Origin of the sequence: Burkholderia ubonensis, from assembly GCF_001718695.1 — a bacterium.
In the GTDB taxonomy this organism is placed as follows: Bacteria; Pseudomonadota; Gammaproteobacteria; order Burkholderiales; family Burkholderiaceae; genus Burkholderia; species Burkholderia ubonensis_B.
In genome coordinates this window covers 1,177,212-1,195,259 of the sequence record NZ_CP013421.1, presented here as the reverse complement: position 1 = coordinate 1,195,259, position 18,048 = coordinate 1,177,212, and the positions used below count along the sequence as shown (strand labels likewise).

At 70.2% G+C, this 18,048-nt stretch carries 14 protein-coding genes; 2 read left to right on the top strand and 12 right to left on the bottom strand.

Translation table 11 applies throughout. The annotated features are described in order from the left end of the window. Positions 1-17 precede the first annotated feature (17 nt). Positions 18-1,502, top strand: coding sequence for an efflux RND transporter periplasmic adaptor subunit (locus tag WJ35_RS19925; RefSeq protein WP_011880458.1), 1,485 nt, complete (start codon positions 18-20; stop codon positions 1,500-1,502). 215 nt (positions 1,503-1,717) lie between these two features. After that, complete coding sequence (locus tag WJ35_RS19920; protein ID WP_069239768.1) at positions 1,718-3,259, top strand: efflux transporter outer membrane subunit; 1,542 nt, start codon at positions 1,718-1,720, stop codon at positions 3,257-3,259. Here the strand turns inward: WJ35_RS19920 and WJ35_RS19915 are convergent. From WJ35_RS19915 to WJ35_RS19860, 12 genes are all read right to left on the bottom strand, one after another. Continuing rightward, the gene (locus WJ35_RS19915; RefSeq protein ID WP_014726122.1) at positions 3,237-4,697 is read right to left on the bottom strand and encodes a heavy metal sensor histidine kinase; all 1,461 of its coding nucleotides are present in this window, start codon (positions 4,695-4,697) and stop codon (positions 3,237-3,239) included. The genes WJ35_RS19920 and WJ35_RS19915 overlap by 23 nt on opposite strands. Further along, positions 4,694-5,371: a heavy metal response regulator transcription factor gene (locus WJ35_RS19910; protein WP_069239767.1), complete on the bottom strand. Its 678-nt coding sequence runs from the start codon at positions 5,369-5,371 to the stop codon at positions 4,694-4,696. The genes WJ35_RS19915 and WJ35_RS19910 overlap by 4 nt, the downstream gene beginning before the upstream one ends. 240 nt (positions 5,372-5,611) lie before the next feature. Then, positions 5,612-6,514 (bottom strand): GNAT family N-acetyltransferase, encoded by a 903-nt coding sequence (locus WJ35_RS19905; protein ID WP_069239766.1) that lies wholly within the window; start codon positions 6,512-6,514, stop codon positions 5,612-5,614. Between the two features lie 193 nt (positions 6,515-6,707). Beyond that, a complete protein-coding gene (locus WJ35_RS19900) occupies positions 6,708-7,934 on the bottom strand; it encodes a M20 aminoacylase family protein (protein WP_420480905.1) in 1,227 nt (408 codons plus the stop codon). Positions 7,935-7,963: 29 nt separating this feature from the next. Further along, positions 7,964-9,433 carry an aldehyde dehydrogenase family protein gene (locus WJ35_RS19895; RefSeq protein ID WP_069239764.1) on the bottom strand — a complete coding sequence of 490 codons (1,470 nt, stop codon included), beginning with the start codon at positions 9,431-9,433 and terminating at the stop codon, positions 7,964-7,966. Then, entirely contained in the window at positions 9,430-10,707 is a 1,278-nt protein-coding gene (locus tag WJ35_RS19890) for an NAD(P)/FAD-dependent oxidoreductase (protein WP_069239825.1), read from the bottom strand. The genes WJ35_RS19895 and WJ35_RS19890 overlap by 4 nt, the downstream gene beginning before the upstream one ends. A gap of 142 nt (positions 10,708-10,849) precedes the next feature. After that, positions 10,850-12,175 (bottom strand): NAD(P)/FAD-dependent oxidoreductase, encoded by a 1,326-nt coding sequence (locus tag WJ35_RS19885; protein WP_059946580.1) that lies wholly within the window; start codon positions 12,173-12,175, stop codon positions 10,850-10,852. A 2-nt stretch (positions 12,176-12,177) separates the two neighbouring features. Continuing rightward, a complete protein-coding gene (locus WJ35_RS19880; RefSeq protein WP_069239763.1) occupies positions 12,178-12,921 on the bottom strand; it encodes a cupin domain-containing protein in 744 nt (247 codons plus the stop codon). 232 nt (positions 12,922-13,153) lie between these two features. Next, positions 13,154-13,633, bottom strand: coding sequence for a helix-turn-helix domain-containing protein (locus tag WJ35_RS19875; protein WP_230459698.1), 480 nt, complete (start codon positions 13,631-13,633; stop codon positions 13,154-13,156). Positions 13,634-13,715: 82 nt separating this feature from the next. Next, entirely contained in the window at positions 13,716-14,993 is a 1,278-nt protein-coding gene (locus WJ35_RS19870; RefSeq protein WP_060237994.1) for an NAD(P)/FAD-dependent oxidoreductase, read from the bottom strand. Between the two features lie 200 nt (positions 14,994-15,193). Continuing rightward, on the bottom strand, positions 15,194-17,071 hold the full coding sequence (locus WJ35_RS19865) for an ABC transporter ATP-binding protein (RefSeq protein ID WP_069239762.1): 1,878 nt from the start codon (positions 17,069-17,071) through the stop codon (positions 15,194-15,196). Continuing rightward, the gene (locus WJ35_RS19860; protein WP_060237992.1) at positions 17,071-18,030 is read right to left on the bottom strand and encodes an ABC transporter permease; all 960 of its coding nucleotides are present in this window, start codon (positions 18,028-18,030) and stop codon (positions 17,071-17,073) included. Before WJ35_RS19860 ends, WJ35_RS19865 begins: the two co-directional genes overlap by 1 nt. Between the last annotated feature and the right edge of the window lie 18 nt (positions 18,031-18,048).

Below are 18,048 nucleotides of genomic sequence, written 5' to 3'. Positions count from 1 at the left end.
CCGACCCCGGACCCATCATGAACGACTCGATCGAACCCGCCCCGCCGCCGGCTGGCGAAGCCGGCACTTCAACCGCCGCGACTGCGACGCCAGCGACGTCTGCGACGCGCGCCACCTCGGCCACCTCGGCCACGTCTGCTACGTCCGCCACGTATGCCACGCCCACCGCCACACCCTATGCAGCACCCGACGCGCCGCCCGCCCGCGGCGGCCGCAAGCTGGCCGTGCCGCTCGCCGGCATCGCGCTGGCGGCCGTGCTGCTCGCGATCGGCATCGTGCCGCGGCTCGACGCGCGCGCCGCGCAGCGTGCGCAGGTGGCCGCCCAGCAGGTGCTGCCGGTGTCGGTGATCGTGCCGGGCGCGGCGCCGGCCGACCAGACGCTCACGCTGCCGGGTGCGGTGATGCCGTACGAGGAGGCGTCGATCTATGCGCGTACGAGCGGCTACATCGCGCACTGGAGCGCCGATCTCGGCGCGCGCGTGAAGGCCGGCCAGGCGCTCGCGCAGATCGCCGCGCCCGACCTCGACGCGCAGTTGCGCCAGGCGCGCGCCGACGCGGCCACTGCGCAGGCGAACTACGACTATGCGAAATCGACCGCGCAGCGCTGGCAGCAGATGCTCGCCACGCAGTCGGTATCGCAGCAGGACGCCGACACGAAGGCCGCCGACATGAACGCGAAGCGCGCGATGCTCGCCTCCGCGCAGGCCAATGTCGCGCACCTCGCCGAACTCGTGTCGTACGAGTCGGTCACCGCGCCGTTCGACGGCGTGATCACCGCGCGCGACGTCGACGTCGGCACGCTCGTCACCGCGGGCGGCACGCCGGGCAGTGCGGGGCTGTCCGGCGAACTGTTCCATCTCGAGCAGACCGACACGCTGCGCGTGTTCGTCGACGTGCCGCAGGACAGCGCGACCGGCATCACGACCGGCACGCAGGTCTACCTGAGCACGCAGCAGTATCCGGGGCGCCGCTTCGCCGCGCGCGTCGCGCGCACCGCCGGGGCGATCGATCCGGTCACGCGCACGCTGCGCGTCGAGATCGACGTCGACAACCGCGATGGCGCGCTGCTGCCCGGCGCCTATGCGCAAGCGCATCTCGTCGTGCCGAGCGCGGCGCCCGCGCTCGAATTGCCGGTCAGCGCGCTGCTGTTCCGTCCGAACGGCGTGACGGTCGCGACCGTCGACGCGCACGGACGCACCGCGCTGAAAACCGTGCAGATCGGCCGCGATTTCGGCACGCGCGTGGAGATCGTCGCAGGGCTCGCGCCGACCGATCGCGTGATCGACAACCCGGGCGATGCGATCGCCGCGGGGGAAGCCGTGAAGATCGTGGCCCGCGCGGGTTCGGCAGTTGGCGCACCGGTTGCCTCACCCGCTGGCGCGTCGGTTGCGTCAGCCGTTGCCGCGCCGCTTGCCGCATCGTCCGCGCACGCCGTGCCGTCCCGGCCCACGACCGCCGCGTCACCGGCGTCTGCGCCGACATCGACACCGACCCACAGCTGATTCATCGACGACCACCCGCGAGATGCCCGCCATGCGCCTTCTTCGTCATCCGCTCCCGTTGGCCCGGCACATCGTCGCGCTCGGGGCCGCCGCCGCGCTGACTGCGCACGCCGTACCGTCCCGGCTCACGACCGCCGCCGCCCCGCCGCCATCTGCGTCGACATCGACACCGACCCAAAGCTGATTCATCGACGACAACCCGCGAGACACCCGCCATGCGCCTTCTTCGTCATCCGCTCCCGTTTGCCCGCCGCATCGTCGCGCTCGGCGTCGCCGCCGCGCTGAGCGCGTGCTCGACGCTGCCACCGTACGCGCCGCCGTCCGTCGCCGTGCCCGCCCGTTACGCGGGCGCCCCGGCCGCCGCAGCGGCCCAGGCCGGCTGGCACGTCGCGGTGCCGGCCGACGCCGCCGCGCGCGGCGCGTGGTGGACCGTGTTCGGCGACGCCGACCTGAACGCGCTCGAAGCCCGCGTCGACGTGTCGAACCAGACGGTGAAGAAAGCCGTCGCCGATCTGCAGCAAGCACGCGCGATGGTCGATTACCAGCACGCGGGCTTCCTGCCGACGATCACCGCGGGCGCCGCGCAAAGCCGCGCGCGCGTGTCGCAGAACCGGCTCGGCTCGTCGCTCGCCGGCAAGACCACGCCCGACTATCAGGCCGGCGTCGCCGCGAGCTGGGAGCCCGACGTGTTCGGCCGCGTGCGCGACGCGGTGGCCGGCGCGCAGGCCGATGCGGCCGCGAGCGCGGCCGACCTGCAGGCCGTGAAGCTGTCGGTGACCGCCGAACTCGCGACCGACTATTTCGCGCTGCGCTCGCTCGATACGCAGAAGCAGTTGCTCGACGACACGGTGCGCGCGTACGCCGACGCACTCACGCTGTTGCAGCAGCAGTTGGCGGCCGGCGCGATCGACGCGTCGGCGGTCGCGCAAGCCGACACGCAGCTCGAAGCGACGCGCACGCAGGACACCGACATCGACGCAGCGCGCGCGCAGCTCCAGCATGCGATCGCGACGCTCGTCGGCGAGAGCGCGTCGACCTTCGCGCTGCCGCCGCGCGTGACGCCGTTCGCGGTGCCGGCCATTCCGGCCGGCGTGCCGTCGCAGCTGCTCGAACGGCGGCCCGACATCGCGGCGGCGGAACGCCGCGTCGCGGCCGCGAACGCGCAGATCGGCGAGGCGCGCGCCGCGTTCTTCCCCGATCTCGTGCTGTCCGCGAGCGCCGGCCTCGAAAGCTCGTTCTTCGCGCCGTGGCTCACCGCGCCGAGCCTGTTCTGGTCGATCGGCCCGCAGCTCGCCGGCACGCTGTTCGACGGCGGACGCCGCAGCGCGTCGCTGCGCGGCGCGCACGCGCAATACGACGGCGCGGTCGCCGACTATCGGCAAACGGTGCTGGTCGCGTTCCAGCAGGTCGAGGATCAACTGTCGACGATCGCCGCGCTCGCGTCCGAAGCGCGCAGCCAGCAGCGCGCGACCGACGCGGCCGACCTGTCGCTGCGGCTCACGACGAACCGCTTCAACGCGGGCGCGGTCAGCTATCTGGACGTGGTCACCGCCCAGACGATCGCGCTGACGAACCGCCGCACGGCCGACCAGATCGACGCGCGCCGCATGGAAGCCGAAGTCGGATTGCTGAAGGCGCTGGGCGGCGGCTGGCAAGGCGCCGCGAGCCGCGACGCAGACGCGGCGGCCGGCGCGCAACCGGCGCCGTCAGCGGCGATGAACGACCGCGCGGCCGTCACGCCGCCGGCGGCGGGTTGAACGTGAGGATGAAACGCGTTCCGCGCGCGTCGCTCTCGACGCGCACGCTGCCGCCGTGCAGCTCCATCACCGAGCGCACGATCGCGAGGCCGAGCCCGGCCGTGCCGCCCGGCGCACCGCCGCTGCGCGCGGGGTCGCCGCGCACGAACCGGTCGAAGATCCGCGGCAGCAGCGCCGCGTCGATCGGCTCGCCCGGATTCGCGACGACGACCTGCACGGCGTCCGCCGTTTCGTCGACCGCCAGCGTGATCACGCCGCCGGCCGGCGTGTAGCGCAGCGCGTTGGCGAGCAGGTTGCCGATCGCGCGGCGGAACAGCTCGACGTCGGCCGTCAGCCGGCCGTGCCCTTCGACGCGCACCGTCGAGCCCGCTTCGTCGGCGAGCCCCTCGAAGTATTCGGCGATGCGATCGAGTTCGTCGCGCACGTCGAACGCGCGTTGCCGCGTGACGAAGCTCGGGTGCTCGGCGCGCGCGAGAAACAGCACGTTGTCGATCATCCGTGCGAGACGGTCGTATTCCTCGAGGTTCGATTCGAGCAGCGCCTGGTATTCGTCGGCCGAGCGCGGCCGCGCGAGCGCGACTTCCGTTGCGCCGCGCATGTTGTTCAGCGGCGTACGCAGGTCGTGCGCGAGATCCGCGCTGAACTGCGACAGGTGCGCGAACGCCTGCTGCAGGCGCGCGAGCATCGCGTTCTGCGCGTCGACCAGCGCGCGCAGCTCGTGCGGCGCGCGCGACGCGTCGAGCCGCGTGTCGAGCTTGTCGACCGTGATCCGGCCGGTGTTCGCGACGATCTCGCGCAGCGGCGCAAGCGCCGTGCGGATCAGCCAGTAGCCGAACAGCAGCGCGAACAGCGCGCCTGCCGCTCCCGCAACCTTCAGCCGGTCTCGGTAGCCGTCGAGCAGCTGCGCGCGGTCGTGCATATTGCGCGCGATCGCGATGCGGATCGGCGTGTGATCGCCGAGCGCCGCGGCGATCACGACGCCGCGCATCGGCGTGCCGCCGTCGACCGTCCATGTCTGCAGCCGCTCGGCCGTGATCCGTTCGTTGTCGGGCACCGGCACGGCGCGGGGCGCCAGCAGCTGCGCGTCGGTCGGTGCGCCCGGCGCGTCGTAGAGCGCCGCGTCGGGTGCGCTCAGCCGGACGTTGTGGCGCACCAGCACGTCGCCGTTGGCGTCGAGGACGACCATCGACAGCGCCTCGTTGCCGAGCACCTGACTCGTCAGACGCTCCGCGTGCGCGCGCACCGCGTCGAGCGATTCGAGCTCGCCCGCGAGCCGGCGCGTGTGGCGCGCGGCCAGCACGATGTCGAGATCGTCCTGCGTGTTCACCTGCCGCTCGAGGCCCATGTACACGTACGCGCCGACGAGCGCGAACGCGGCGAGCGTGGTCGCGGCGAACGCGAGCGCGAGCGTCGCCGACAGCGATCGCAAGCGCGTCATGCGTCGTCCTTCGGTTCGAGCACGTAGCCGACGCCCCGCACCGTATGGATCAGCTTCACCGGGAAGGCGTCGTCGATCTTCGCGCGCAGGCGCCGGATCGCGACTTCGACGACGTTCGTATCGCTGTTGAAATTCATGTCCCAGACGTAGGACGCGATCTGCGTGCGGCTCAGTACCTCGCCCTGCCGGCGCGCGAGCAGTTGCAGCAGCGAGAATTCGCGCGGCGTCAGGTCGATCCGCACGGCGCCGCGCTTCACGCGGCGGCGCACCACGTCGATCTCCAGATCGCCGACCGCCAGATGCTCGGTTTCGCGCGGCGGGCCGCGACGCGCGAGCGTGCGGATGCGGGCCAGCAGCTCGACGAAATCGAACGGCTTCGCGAGATAGTCGTCCGCGCCGAGCTCGAGGCCCTTCACGCGGTCGCCGACGTCGTCCATCGCGGTCAGGAACAGCACCGGCGTGGTGTGCGTGTCGCGCAGCCGCTTGAGCACGCCCCAGCCGTCGAGCACGGGCAGCATCACGTCGAGCACGATCACGTCGTAGCGCTCCTCCTGCGCGAGCATCAGCCCTTCACCGCCGTCTTTGGCGAGATCGACGCTGAATCCGGACTCCTCCAGACCCTTCTTCAGGTACGCGCCCGTCTTCGGTTCGTCTTCGACTATCAGGATGCGCATCGCCGGCTCCGTCGCATGGGGAAAGATGCGGCGATGTTACCGGGAAACGGCGATGGCGAGACGTTCCGTGCATGCGTCGGCAGCGTCGATGACGAAACTGTAATGTGCCGGTCATCATCGCGTTCGGCGGCGATCGCGGCACGCGGCACATGGCGTGCGGCATGCGGTCGGCCCGGCGGCGAGCTGGGCACCGCCGGGCACCGCCGCGATGCCGTCTGCGCGTCGGCGCCCGGACGCGCGTTACACCATCGCCTGGCTGACGAGCGCGTACAGCCCGCAGTCCGGATCGTGCGGCGCGCCGTGCGCCGCGGCAGGCGCGTTGCGGACCATCTTCGAGCAGGTGTCGACGCGCTTCAGGCCCTGCGCATGGAGCCAGTCGGGCAGGCAGGTGCCGGACGGCACGTCGATGCGAACGAATTCGCCGTCGCGCGCGCGCAGCCAGTGCGCGATCAGCGCCTTCGCATGCGCATCGTCGGGCGAACGCGGCGCGACGACCGGGCCGATCACGTGGCCGCGGCCGAAGCGGCGCAGCACCGCAAAGCCGGCGATCTCGCCGCCGCGCTCCAGCACGACGCCTTCGCCGCGCGCGAGCAATGCGGCCAGCAGCGCGGCGCGCCCGAGCCCGGACGCGCGCGTGTCGAGCGCCACCAGGCAATCCAGGTCGCCCGGCGTGGCGGCCCGCAGGCGCTCGCCGTCGGCGAGCGTCTGCGAGGCAGGCCGCTCGACGTTGCCTTGAAACTGATCCAGCGAGCCGCACACGGCGAAGCCGAGCTTTTCGTAAAGCGGCTGGCCGGCCGGCGTCGCGTGCAGGAAGGTGATGCGCGGCCCGAGCTCGTCGAGCACGATCTCCATCAGCGCGCGCCCGATGCCGCGCCCCTGGTGCTCGGACGACACGATCACGTGTCCGAGCGCAGCGCGATCCGCGCCGTACTTCCAGCACATCGCCGTACCGATGACCACGCCGTCCTCCTCGGCGACGAACGCGGTCGACGTGTCGGCGGAGAACTGCCAGTCTTCGGCCCGGAACGGCCAGCGCAGCGCCACCGACAGCGCGTGGGCCGCGCTCACGTCGGCGGCGGTGAAGCGTCGATAGTGCAGCGCCGTCGCCGGCGCGGCAGCGTTGGTCGCGTGTTCGTGTGTCATCGGGCGATCCCTCTTGTGTCGTGTGTCGAGCCGGCACGGACGACGGCCCGCGCCTGTGTTGCCGTATCGCCGGCGACATCGCGCGGCGTGTTCGCAGCGGTCACTATAGGAACAGACGTGTTTGCTGTGGCTAACGCACGCTTAAGCGTTCGTTAGCCGCCGTTTAATGCGGCGCGTTCGAAGCCGCGCACCGTCACGCCGCGCGCGCGAAATACCGCTGCGCCAGCGACACCCAGTAGCGCACGCCGGCCGGAATGATGTCGTCGTTGAAATCGTATTTCGGGTGATGCAGCGCCGGCGCGCCCGTTTCGGCCGGCGCATTGCCGATCAGCACGTAAGCGCCGGGGCGCTCCTCCAGCATGAAGCCGAAGTCTTCGGACGTCATGTTCGGCGGCACGTCGGGGCAAAGGCGTTCGTCGCCGAACGTCTCGCGAATCACCGCTTCGCAGAGTGCGGTCTCGGCCGGCGTGTTGACCGTCGCCGGGTAGTACTGAAAAAATTCGACGTCGACTTGCGCGCCATGGGCGCGGGCCAGCCCCTCGCACATGAGCTGGACGTCGCGCTGCAGCTGTTGCTGCAGTGCAGACGACAGCGTGCGAATCGTCCCGCGCAGCTCGGCGCTGTCCGGAATGACGTTGTCCGTCGTTCCCGCATGGAACATGCAGACGGAAATGACGGCGGGATCCACGGGATCCTTGTGCCGCGCAGCGATGGTCTGACACTGCAGCACCATCGAACATGCGAGCGGGACGGGATCGACGCCCAGATGCGGCTGCGCCGCATGCGCGCCTTTGCCGGTTACCGTGATCCTGAACCGGGAGCCCGCGGCCATGATCGGCCCCGTGCGCAACCCGAAATGCCCGGCCGGCAAACCGGGCCAGTTGTGCATGCCGAATACCGCTTCCGTCGGGCATTGCTCGAACAGCCCGTCGTCGATCATCTTCCGCGCGCCCGCGCCGCCCTCTTCTCCTGGCTGAAACACGAAATGAACCGTGCCAGGCAACTGCGGCAGGCCCCTCATGACGCGTGCGGCCCCGAGCAACATGACGGTATGCCCGTCATGCCCGCACGCGTGCATGACCCCTTGCGCGCACGATGCGTGTGCGAAGTCGTTGGCTTCCTGGATCGGCAACGCATCCAGATCCGCACGGAGCACGATTCCGCGCCCGGGGTCCGCCCCGGGCAGGCTCGCGACGACGCCCGTGCCGCCCAGCCCGCGCGACACCGTATAGCCGAGATCTTCGAGCTCGCGGGCAACGACGTCGGCCGTCCTGCGTTCCTCGAATCGCAACTCGGGATGCGCATGCAGATCGCGGCGCAGGCTCGCCCAGTGGGCGCGATGCGCGCTCAGCGACGCTTCGGAGAGGATGGCGTGTTCCAAGTTCGACACCTTCGATGATGGACGGTCGGGATTGTGCATCGCCGCGCGGACGTCGCGCGGCCAAGGCTTCAGTCGTAGAAGCCCAGGATCGACTTGATCTCCGTGTACTCCTCCATCCCTTCGATCCCGTACTCGCGGCCGTTGCCCGACTGCTTGTACCCGCCGAACGGAGCCTGAGGGTCCCATACCGGGTAGTTCAGGTGCACCTGCCCCGCCCGGATGCGCGCAGCCACCGCGCGCGCACGTTCCTTGTCGGTGCCCTGCACATGCGCGCCAAGCCCGTAAACCGTGTCGTTCGCGATGGCGACGGCTTCGTCGATGGTGTCGTACGGAAGGATCGCGAGGACCGGGCCGAAGATCTCCTGCTGCGCGATCGTCATGTCGGTGCGGACGTCGGAAAAGATCGTCGGCCGCGCATAAAAGCCCCGATCGAATCCCGCCGGCCGCCCGGGGCCGCCGGCGAGCAGCTTCGCCCGTTCGTCGATGCCCGCGTCGATCATCTGCGCGACCCGGCCGAACTGCGCGCGATTGGCCAGCGGGCCATGCGTCGTCGCCTCGGCGAACGGATCGCCGACCACCATCCGTTCCATGGCCGCGACGGCCAGTTCCTCGACGCGGCCCAGGACGCTGCGCGGCACGATCAACCGGGTCGGCGCGCTGCACGACTGGCCCATGTTCCGGAACGCGGCGGCGACGCCCGGCGCGACGGCACGCTGCAGGTCCGCATCGGGCAATACGATGTTCGGCGACTTGCCGCCAAGCTCCTGCGCGACGCGCTTGACGGTCGGCGCCGCCGCTTGCGCAACCAGCACGCCGGCGCGCGTCGACCCGGTGATCGACACCATGTCGACCTCCGGGTGCGACGCGAGCGACGCGCCCACTTCCGTGCCACTGCCGCCCACCAGGTTGAACACGCCCGCGGGCACGCCCGCATCGGCGATCACTTGCGCAAACAGCAGCGCGCTGAGCGGCGACAGCTCACTGGGTTTCAGCACCACCGTGCAGCCTGCCGCGAGCGCCGGGCCGACCTTCGCGGTGATTTGATAGATCGGCCAGTTCCACGGTGTGATCAGCGCACAGACGCCGATCGGCTCACGCACGATCGCGGTTGTCCCGCGCCGTGCCCGGAACGGATAACCGGCCAGATTGTCGCGCGCGACCCGGATATGTTCGGCCGCGAGCGGCACATGAGCAGCGCGTGCGTAGCTGATCGGCGCGCCCATTTCCATCGCGAGCGCCATGGCGAACCGTTCGGCGCGCTCCAGTAGCAACGCGTAAACGCGGTCGAGCAGCGCGGCGCGTTGCTGCGGCGAGGTCGCGGCCCAGCGCTCGAAAGCGTTGCGCGCGGCCTGCACCGCGCGATCGGCGTCGCGCGCGTTGCCGAGCGGGATTTCGCACAGCGTGTCTTCCGTGGACGGACAGACGACCGCGAATCGGTCGCCGCCGTCAGGCAAAATCCAGTCGCCGTCGATAAAGAAGCGATCGAGCCTTCCAGCTTCCATCAGGTGACGGACCGGTGATTGGTCGTAAGAAGTCATTGGAGGGTGTCCTTGAGTCGATACCATGCGCCGACGAACGGCAGAAACCACGGTTTGCCGAAGTGGCCGGGAATCGCCGGCCAGTCGAAACGTTGCCACGGGTTGAGATCGGCGCGTCCGTCCATGATCTCGGCCATCAGCGTCCCCATCAGCGTGGCCATGTGGGTGCCGTGGCCGCTGTAGCCCATCGAGTAATACACGCCGTCGCGCTCGCCGGCGCGCGGCAGCCGGTCGGCGGTCATGTCGACCATGCCGCCCCAGCAGTAGTCGACGCGCACGTTCGCCAGCTCGGGAAACACGGCGGCCATCTGACGGCGCAGGATCAGTCCGCTCTTTTCGTCCGAACGCGGGTTCGAGGTGGCGAAACGCGCGCGCCCGCCGAACAGCATCCGGTGATCCGGCGTCACGCGGAAGAAATTCACGAAGTTCTTGGTGTCGGTGACCATCCGGCGGGTCGGCAGCAGGCGGTCGAGCAGTTCGCGCGGCAGCGGCTCGGTGACGATGATGAACGCGCCGACCGGCACGATCCTGCGCCGGATCCAACCGAACGGCCCCACCTGCGAGATCCCGCTCGCGAGCAGCACCTGACGCGCGCGGATCTCGCCGAGCGGCGTGCGCAGCGCGTATGCGCCGCCTGCGTCGCGCTTCATCCCGAGCACCGGCGCATGTTCGACGACGTGCGCGCCGCGCGCCTGCGCGGCGTTGGCGAGGCCGCGCACATACCGGCCGACGTGCATCCCGGCGCTCTTCTCGAACAGCAAGCCGCCGTGGTAGCGGCTCGATCCGATCTCGTCGCGCAGCTGCGCCCTGGTCACGATGCGCGTGTCGCGATCGACGTTCGCGGCGAGCAGCGCCTGGCTGCGCACGAGCTTGTCGTAGTGCGCGGGCTTCGCCGCGAGCTTGAGCTTGCCGCGTCGCACGAAATCGCAATCGATCGACTCTTCTTCGACCAGACGCTCGACCATGTCGACGCCCGCGTCGAACGCCTGATAGAGCCGGTTCGCCAGCTCGGCGCCGATGCGCTGCGACAGCATCGCGTAGTCCTGCGCGAAGCCGTTGTTGCACATGCCGCCGTTGCGGCCCGACGCGGCGTGCCCGACGGTGCCGGCTTCGCACACCACCACACGCGCGCCCTTCTTCGCGAGCGCGAGCGCGGCCGCCGAACCGGTGATCCCGCCGCCCACGACCGCCACGTCGCACATTCCGTCCGGCAGCTCAGGCGAGCGGCTCGCGAAGGGCTCGGACGTATCGAGCCAATAGGAACCGAAACGCATCACGCACTCCATTGTCGGCCGCACCATGCCGCGAGGCATGGTGCGCATTGTTCGCGTCGCATCGCGTCGCACCGTGTCGTATCGTCTGCCTGCGCGAACGGCGCGTGACGATGCGCAGCGTCGTCACGCCGCCGGCGTCGGCCTAGAAATCGGCAACCTTGCCCCATGCGGAATCGCCGAACCGGCTCGGCCGATACGGCATCGGGTCCACGATCGGTTGCGCGCCCGTGGCAAGATCCGCGATCAAGTGACCGGCGCCCGGGCCAATGCCGAAACCGTGCCCGGAAAAACCCGCCGCCAGGATCAATCCCGGCACGCCCGGCACTTCGCCGATGCCCGGGACGCCATCCGGCGTGCTGTCGACGAACCCCGCCCATGCGTGCGTGATCGTCGCTTCGCGAAGTTCGGGCAGCAGTTCGACGGCACGGCGGTACGTTTCGGTGACCGTCCGCATATCGGGCTTCGGATCCAGAATGCGCACCGCCTCCATCGGGGTCGGCGCATCGAGCCGCCACCGCTTGAGCGTTTCGTGGCCGCCGCGCATGCCTTCGAGGCCGCCCGGAAGAAGGTTGCGCCAGCGCTTCGCGAACATCGGCACGAACTGCGGGGCGAATCGCAGGAACTGCGGCGTCACGTCCACGCGCGCGCGGCCGCTGATGGCGAGTGCGTAGCGTCCATCGCCGCGGCGCGTAACGGACACGCCCGAGGTGTACAGCGCATCCGGCAAGCGCTGTTCGACCGGCGACACGCTCAGGATCGACTGGCGGATCGACGCCTGTGGAAAACGGACGCCGAGCTGGCGGCAGAACGACGACGCCCACGCGCCACCGGCGAGCACGACCGTCCTGGTCTTGATCACGCCGGCTTCCGTGACGACGCCGCCGACGCGCCCGCCCTCGAGTTCGATGCCGCGAGCCGCGCAGTGCTGGTGGACGCTGCCGCCGAGCTTCATCAGTGCGGCTGCCACGGCCGGCGCGGCCTTGCCCGGATCGGCCGTGCCGTCGCTCGGCGAGAAAACGCCGCCTTTCCACGGCCGCCCGGTTGCGCGCCCGCGCTCGCCCGCTTGCTTGCTGTCGAGCATGTACGTCGTCACGCCCGCGGTCTTCGCGAAGTCGCCCCAACTGGCCCAGCGGGACAGCTCGGCCTCGTCATTGCTCAGATACAGCAGCCCGCAGCGATGAAAGCCCGTGTCTTCGCCGGATTCGGCGGCGAATCGTTCCCACAGATCGATGCTCTTGCTCGCCATCGGCAATTCACGCTCGTCACGGTTCTGCTGCCGGCACCAGCCCCAGTTGCGGCTCGACTGCTCGGCCCCGATTCGCCCCTTCTCGACCAGCGCGACCGACACCCCGCGCCGGGCCAGGTAGTACGCAGTGAAGACGCCGATGATTCCGCCGCCGATCACGACGACATCGGCCGCGGCCGGCAGCGTGGGCGAAGTTTCTATATGGCGCAGCGGAGGGGACATGTTCAGTCTCGTTCGGTTGATACGCGGACGTTTTGCACGACGTAGAACTTCGCCACGCGTTCGCGGCTTTCCCACCCGATCGATGCGCCGCGCGGCACGAACAGCGCGTCGCCGGCGCCGAGCGACAACACGCTGCCGTCGGGCGCGGCGAACCGTACGCTGCCGGCCAGCAGGAACATGAACTCGTTCACGCGATGCGGGCGAACGATCCGGTGATAGGGCGTCGAATCCCACGTGCCCGCGCAGTACCCGGCGCCGTCGTCGATGAAGACGTTGTCGCTGCGGCATTGCGGTGCGGAGCCGAGCAGCACCTCTGCCGGCAGCGATGCAGAGGGCTTGAAGTCGGCGTCTGCGCGCAGCGGGAACAGGCCGCGCTTCGTCGGTTGCGCGCACGCGGCAGCGCAGAACACGAGCCGCACCGGCGACGCCGCGCCGATGCGCAGCGCGGTGCCGGCGCCGATGACCGCACCCTGTCCCGGCCCCAGCACCAGGCGGGCGCCGCCCGCCGCGTCGAGCGTCAGCGCGCCTTCGACGACGACGATCGTTTCGATGTGCGGATAACTCGGGACGTCAAGTTCGCCAATGAAACGGATACGCCCGGCGGCCATCGAGTCGGGCCCTTCCCACGCGATCTCCCGATGTCGCGCGAAAGGATCGCGCTCGCCGAACGCCTGCGTGCGGAAGGCGGTTGTATTGGTTGTATCAGCCGTGCCGTCGGCACGATGCAACACGAAAGCTGCGGTCATTTCTGCTCCTGCCGGTGCGCGACGACGTGGCAGCCCAGCGGTCGCGCGTGTTGCAAAATATGCGTTTGCGGACGTCAGGTCCGCGCACCCCTCGGCGCACTCGAACGCGGTTGCGCCACTTGCGAACCATTGTGTCGCGTCGGTTCGCCTACCGGATTAACGCCTCACAAAACCATCGTTAAGCGCCGCTTAATGCGGCAAACGTGCCCGCGCCTCCCGTCGCGACCCGCGCCTATGCAACGTGACAGGGCGTGTCGCGGCGCTCGGCGCGCGCGTGCCGCGGCGCCGCGCGCAGCGCCGCGCCGTCCTGCCGCGCGACCACGTAATCGCGCGGCGTGATCCCGAGCACCCGCCGGAAATGCCGGCAAAGATGGCTCTGATCGAAGAATCCGACCTCGGTCGCGACGACCGAGGGCGCCAGACCGGCGCGCAACAAGTCCTGCGCGCGCCGCACGCGCACCAGACACAGATATCGGTGCGGCGACAACCCGACTTCGCTGCGAAAGCGCGCGGTGAAACGCGACACGCTCAATCCGGCCACCGCCGCGAGCGTGTCGAGGTTCAGCGGCTGCGCGAACGAGGCGTCGATCGTGCGCAGCACGTCGCCGATCGCCGGCGATACGGAACACGGCGCGGAACACGGCGCGGAATACGGCGCGCGCCGGGCGCGCGCTGCCTCGCGTTCGGGCACAGCGGGAAACAGGGTCGCCATGCTCGCGGTCCTCATGCGCCCGCGCACGCGGCGGGCGGACAAACGAATCGTGCGGTCATATCCAGTCCTTGCGGCATTCGCTTCAGTGCAGGAAATCCTGCATCCGGTAATACGCGCCGACGAGCGGCAGGAACCACGCGTGCCCGAAATGGCCGGGCATCGCCGGCCAGTCGAGCTCGCGCCACGGATTCGACGCGGCCGCGCCGTACAGCACGTCGGCCATCACGCGGCCCATGTGCACGGACATCTGCACGCCGTGGCCGCTGTAGCCCATCGAGTAATAGAGCCCGTCGTGCTGGCCCGCGCGCGGCAGCCGGTCGGCGGTGATGTCGACCAGCCCTCCCCAGCAGTAATCGAGCCGCACGTCGGCCAGTTCCGGGAAATAGCCGGCCATGCCGGCGCGCAAGATCTCGCCGCTTTTCTCGTCGGAGCGCGGATTTGACATCGCGAAGCGTGCGCGGCCGCCGAACAGCAGCCGGTTGTCGGGCGTCACGCGGAAGTAGTTGCCGATCTGGCGCGACGTCACGTACGCACGGCGGTGCGGGAACAGCCGGTTCAGTTGCGCGTCGGGCAGCGGCTCGGTGACGACGATGAAACTGCCGACCGGCGCGATGCGCCGCCGGAACCACGCGAACGGGCCGTGCTGCGACGCACCGGTCGCGACCAGCACGCGATCGGCGACGAGCTTGCCGCGCGTGCAGGTGATCGCGTGGCGCTCGCCGTCGATCCGCTCGAGCCCCGTGACGGCCGCCTGCTCGTAGATGCGCGCGCCCGCCCGCACGGCCGCCTGCGCGAGGCCGACGCCGAACTTGCCCATGTGCATCTGCACGCCGTTGCGCTGCAACAGCCCGCCGTAGAAGCCGTCGGAGGCGATCTCGTCGCGGATCCGCGACGGCTCGATCAGTTCGATGTCGGGGTCCACTTCGCGCCGCAGTACGTCGAACGTCTTCGCCAGTCCCGCGAAATGCTTCGGCTTCGCGGCGAGCTTCAGCTTGCCGGCGTGCCGGAAATCGCAGTCGATCGCATGTTCGGCAACGATCGCCTCGACGCTCCTCACCGCGCTTTCGTATGCGCGATAGAACTGCCTTGCGGGTTCGGCGCCGATCCGCGCGACAAGCGACGCGTAGTCCTGCGCGACGCCGGTATTGCACTGGCCGCCGTTGCGGCCGGACGCTTCACCCGCGATCTGCGCGGCTTCGAGCACGACCACCGATACGCCGCGCTGCGCAAGCGCGAGCGCCGCCGACAGGCCGGTGAAGCCGCCGCCGATCACGGCCACGTCGGCGCGCCCTTCGACGGGCCCTTCGCAGCCGGCACGAAACGCGGGGCGGGTATCCAGCCAGTACGAGTCGAATTTCATCGGATCCTTCTCAACCATTCCGGCGACAGCGATCGGCGATCGCCCATTGAAAGCCATTTAACCACCGTCTGAAAGCGCAGTTGCCGCGTATTCGCGCACGGCGCGCGCACGATTCACCGTTTTTCACGACCACCGCAGCACACTATGCGGAAGGCCGCTCGCCGCGGCCGGCGGCCGCGATGAATGAATGGCGCGGCACGCTACTGGCGCACCGGCTGCACCGGCGCGACGCCCTCCGCCGGTTGGGCCTGGAAGCGCGCGAGGTCTTCCTCGCTGCGATGGCACAACACCTGCGCGCCGTTCTCGAGCGTGCGCAGCGCGGGCGCGGTCCGGTTGCACACGCCGTCCACCCGCATCGCGCAGCGAGACAGGAACGGACACAGCTCGGCGTCGTCGGCGCTCGCGCCGATCGGCACGAGCGGCCGGTGGCAGCGCTCGGCCGCATCGTCGAGCCAGCCCGCACGCAGTTCCGGCGCGGACGACACGAGCAGGTGCGAGTACGGGTGGTAAGGCGGCGCGCACAGCGCGTCGCGGCTGCCCGTCTCGACGCGGCGGCCCGCGTACAGCACGACGATGTCGTCGCTGATCGCGCGCACCTTCGCGATATCGTGCGTGATGAACACGTACGACACGCCGAGCTGCGCCTGCAGGTCACGCAGCAGGTCCATGATCGCGGCGCCGACCACGGTGTCGAGCGCCGACGTGACCTCGTCGCACAGGATCAGGTCGGGCTGGGCCGCGAGCGCGCGCGCGAGGTTCACGCGCTGCTTCTGCCCGCCGGACAGCTCGCCGGTGCGCCGCCCGGCAACCGCCTGCGGCAGCCGCACGAGCTCGAGCAGTTCCGCGACGCGCCGCCGCGCACGCGCACCCTTGATCCCGTGATAGAACGCGAGCGGCCGCGCGAGCGTGCGCTCGACGGTATGCACGGGATTCAGCGCGGTATCCGCGTTCTGGAACACGATCTGCACGCGGCGGTGCTGCTCCTTGGTGCGCTTGGCCGTATCGCGCGCAAGCGGCTCGCCGTCGAGCAGGATCTGCCCGCCCGTCGCCGGCACGAGCCCCGCGATCACCTTCGCGAGCGTCGTCTTGCCCGAGCCCGACTCGCCGATCACGCCGACCGTCTGCCCGCGCCCGATGCGCAGGTCCACTTCGTGCAGGATCACCTTCGAGGGCCAGCCTTTCGCGGTGCGTCCGCCATACCCGGCGATCGCGCCGCGCACCTCGAGCAGCGGCGCGGGCGCAGCGGGCGCAGGCTTGCCGTTGCCGTCGCGCTCGGCGCCGGTCGGCGTGACGGCCGCGATCAGGCTCTGCGTATACGGATGTGTCGGCGCATGCAGGATCTGCCCGGTCTCGCCGACCTCGCGGATCACGCCGTCGCTCAGCACGACGATCCGGTCAGCCATCTGCGCGACCACCGCGAGATCGTGCGACACGTACACGGCACTCATCCCGTAGCGCCGGATCACGCTCTTGAACGCCTGCAGCACGTCGATCTGCGTGGTCACGTCGAGCGCGGTGGTCGGCTCGTCGAGGATCACGAGCTCCGGATCGGTGATCAGCGCCATCGCGGCCATCAGCCGCTGCAGCTGCCCACCCGACACCTGGTGCGGATAACGCTTGCCGATCGTCTCCGGCTCGGGCAGCGCGAGCGCGCGAAACAGCTCGACCGCCTTCGCCTGCGCATCGCGCTTCGTCATCGTCCTGTGGATCAGCGCGCTCTCGATCACCTGGTCGAGGATCGTGCGCGACGGGTTGAACGCGGCGGCCGCGCTCTGCGCGATGTACGCGACCTTGCGGCCGCGCAGCGCGGCGAGCGCCGGCGCGGGCAGCGTGCAGACGTCCGTGCCGCCGAGCTTCACCGAGCCGCCGGCGATCCGGCAGCCGGCACGCGCATGGCCCATCAGCGACAGCGCGATCGTCGTCTTGCCGGAGCCCGATTCGCCGATCAGCGCGAGCACCTCGCCGCGCCGGATCTCGAAGTCGACGTCGTGGACGATCGTCGTTTCCGCATCGCCCGGGCGACCGCCGACCACGCGCAGCCCGCGCACCTCGACGAGCGGGTTCGATTCGTGTTGCATCAGTGCCCTCCCGCGGCGCCGGCCGCGCCCTTGCGGCGGCCGCGATGCGGCAGGCCGTCGATCAACAGGTTGACGCCCACCGTCAGGATCGCGATCGCGACCGCGGGCATGATCGCGACGGCCGAGCCGTCGCCGAGGCTCGCGATGTTCTCGCGCACGAGCGAGCCGAGATCCGCGTACGGCGGCTGCACGCCGAGCCCGAGGAAACTGAGCCCGCTCAGCAGCAGCACGACGAACGTGAAGCGCAGCCCGGTATCGGCCAGCATTGGATGAATCATGTTCGGCAGCATCTCGACGCACGCGATGTACAGCGCGCTTTCGCCGCGGGCGCGTGCAACCTGCACGAATTCGAGCGTGCTGATGTTGACTGCCAGCGCGCGCGCGATCCGGTATGAGCCCGGCATGTAGCTGACCGCGGCGGTCAGGACCAGCAGCGGCAGCGACGAACCGAACGCGGCGACGAACATCAGCGCGAACATCTTCGACGGAATCGACGTGAGCGCGTCGAGCAGCCGGCTCATCGTCTCGTCGACCGCGCGGCCCGACACGGTCGCGAGCAGCCCGAGCGTCGTGCCGGTCAGCGCGGCGAGCAGCACCGCCGCGAGCGCGAGCAGCACGGTCAGCCGCGTGCCGTACAGGATCCGGCTCAGCATGTCGCGGCCGAGGAAGTCGGAGCCGAACGGCAGCTTCGCGCTGAACGGCGCGAACACGTCCGGCGTGACGATCGCGCCGACGTCGTGCGGCGCGAGCAGCGGCGCGAACACCGCGATGAACAACATCAGGCCGACCATCGACAGGCCGACGCGGCCGCCGCTCGTCAGTTTGACGCGCGCGGCGCGGCGCTTGCACGGCTGGTCGGGGGCGGGCGCGGCGGGCGGCGTCGTGCCGCCCCACGGCGGGGGCTGATCGCCGGACGGCGGTAGCGCGCTGCTGCGTTGAACAGGGTCGGTCGGGTGCATGGTCGGCATCTCGGAAGG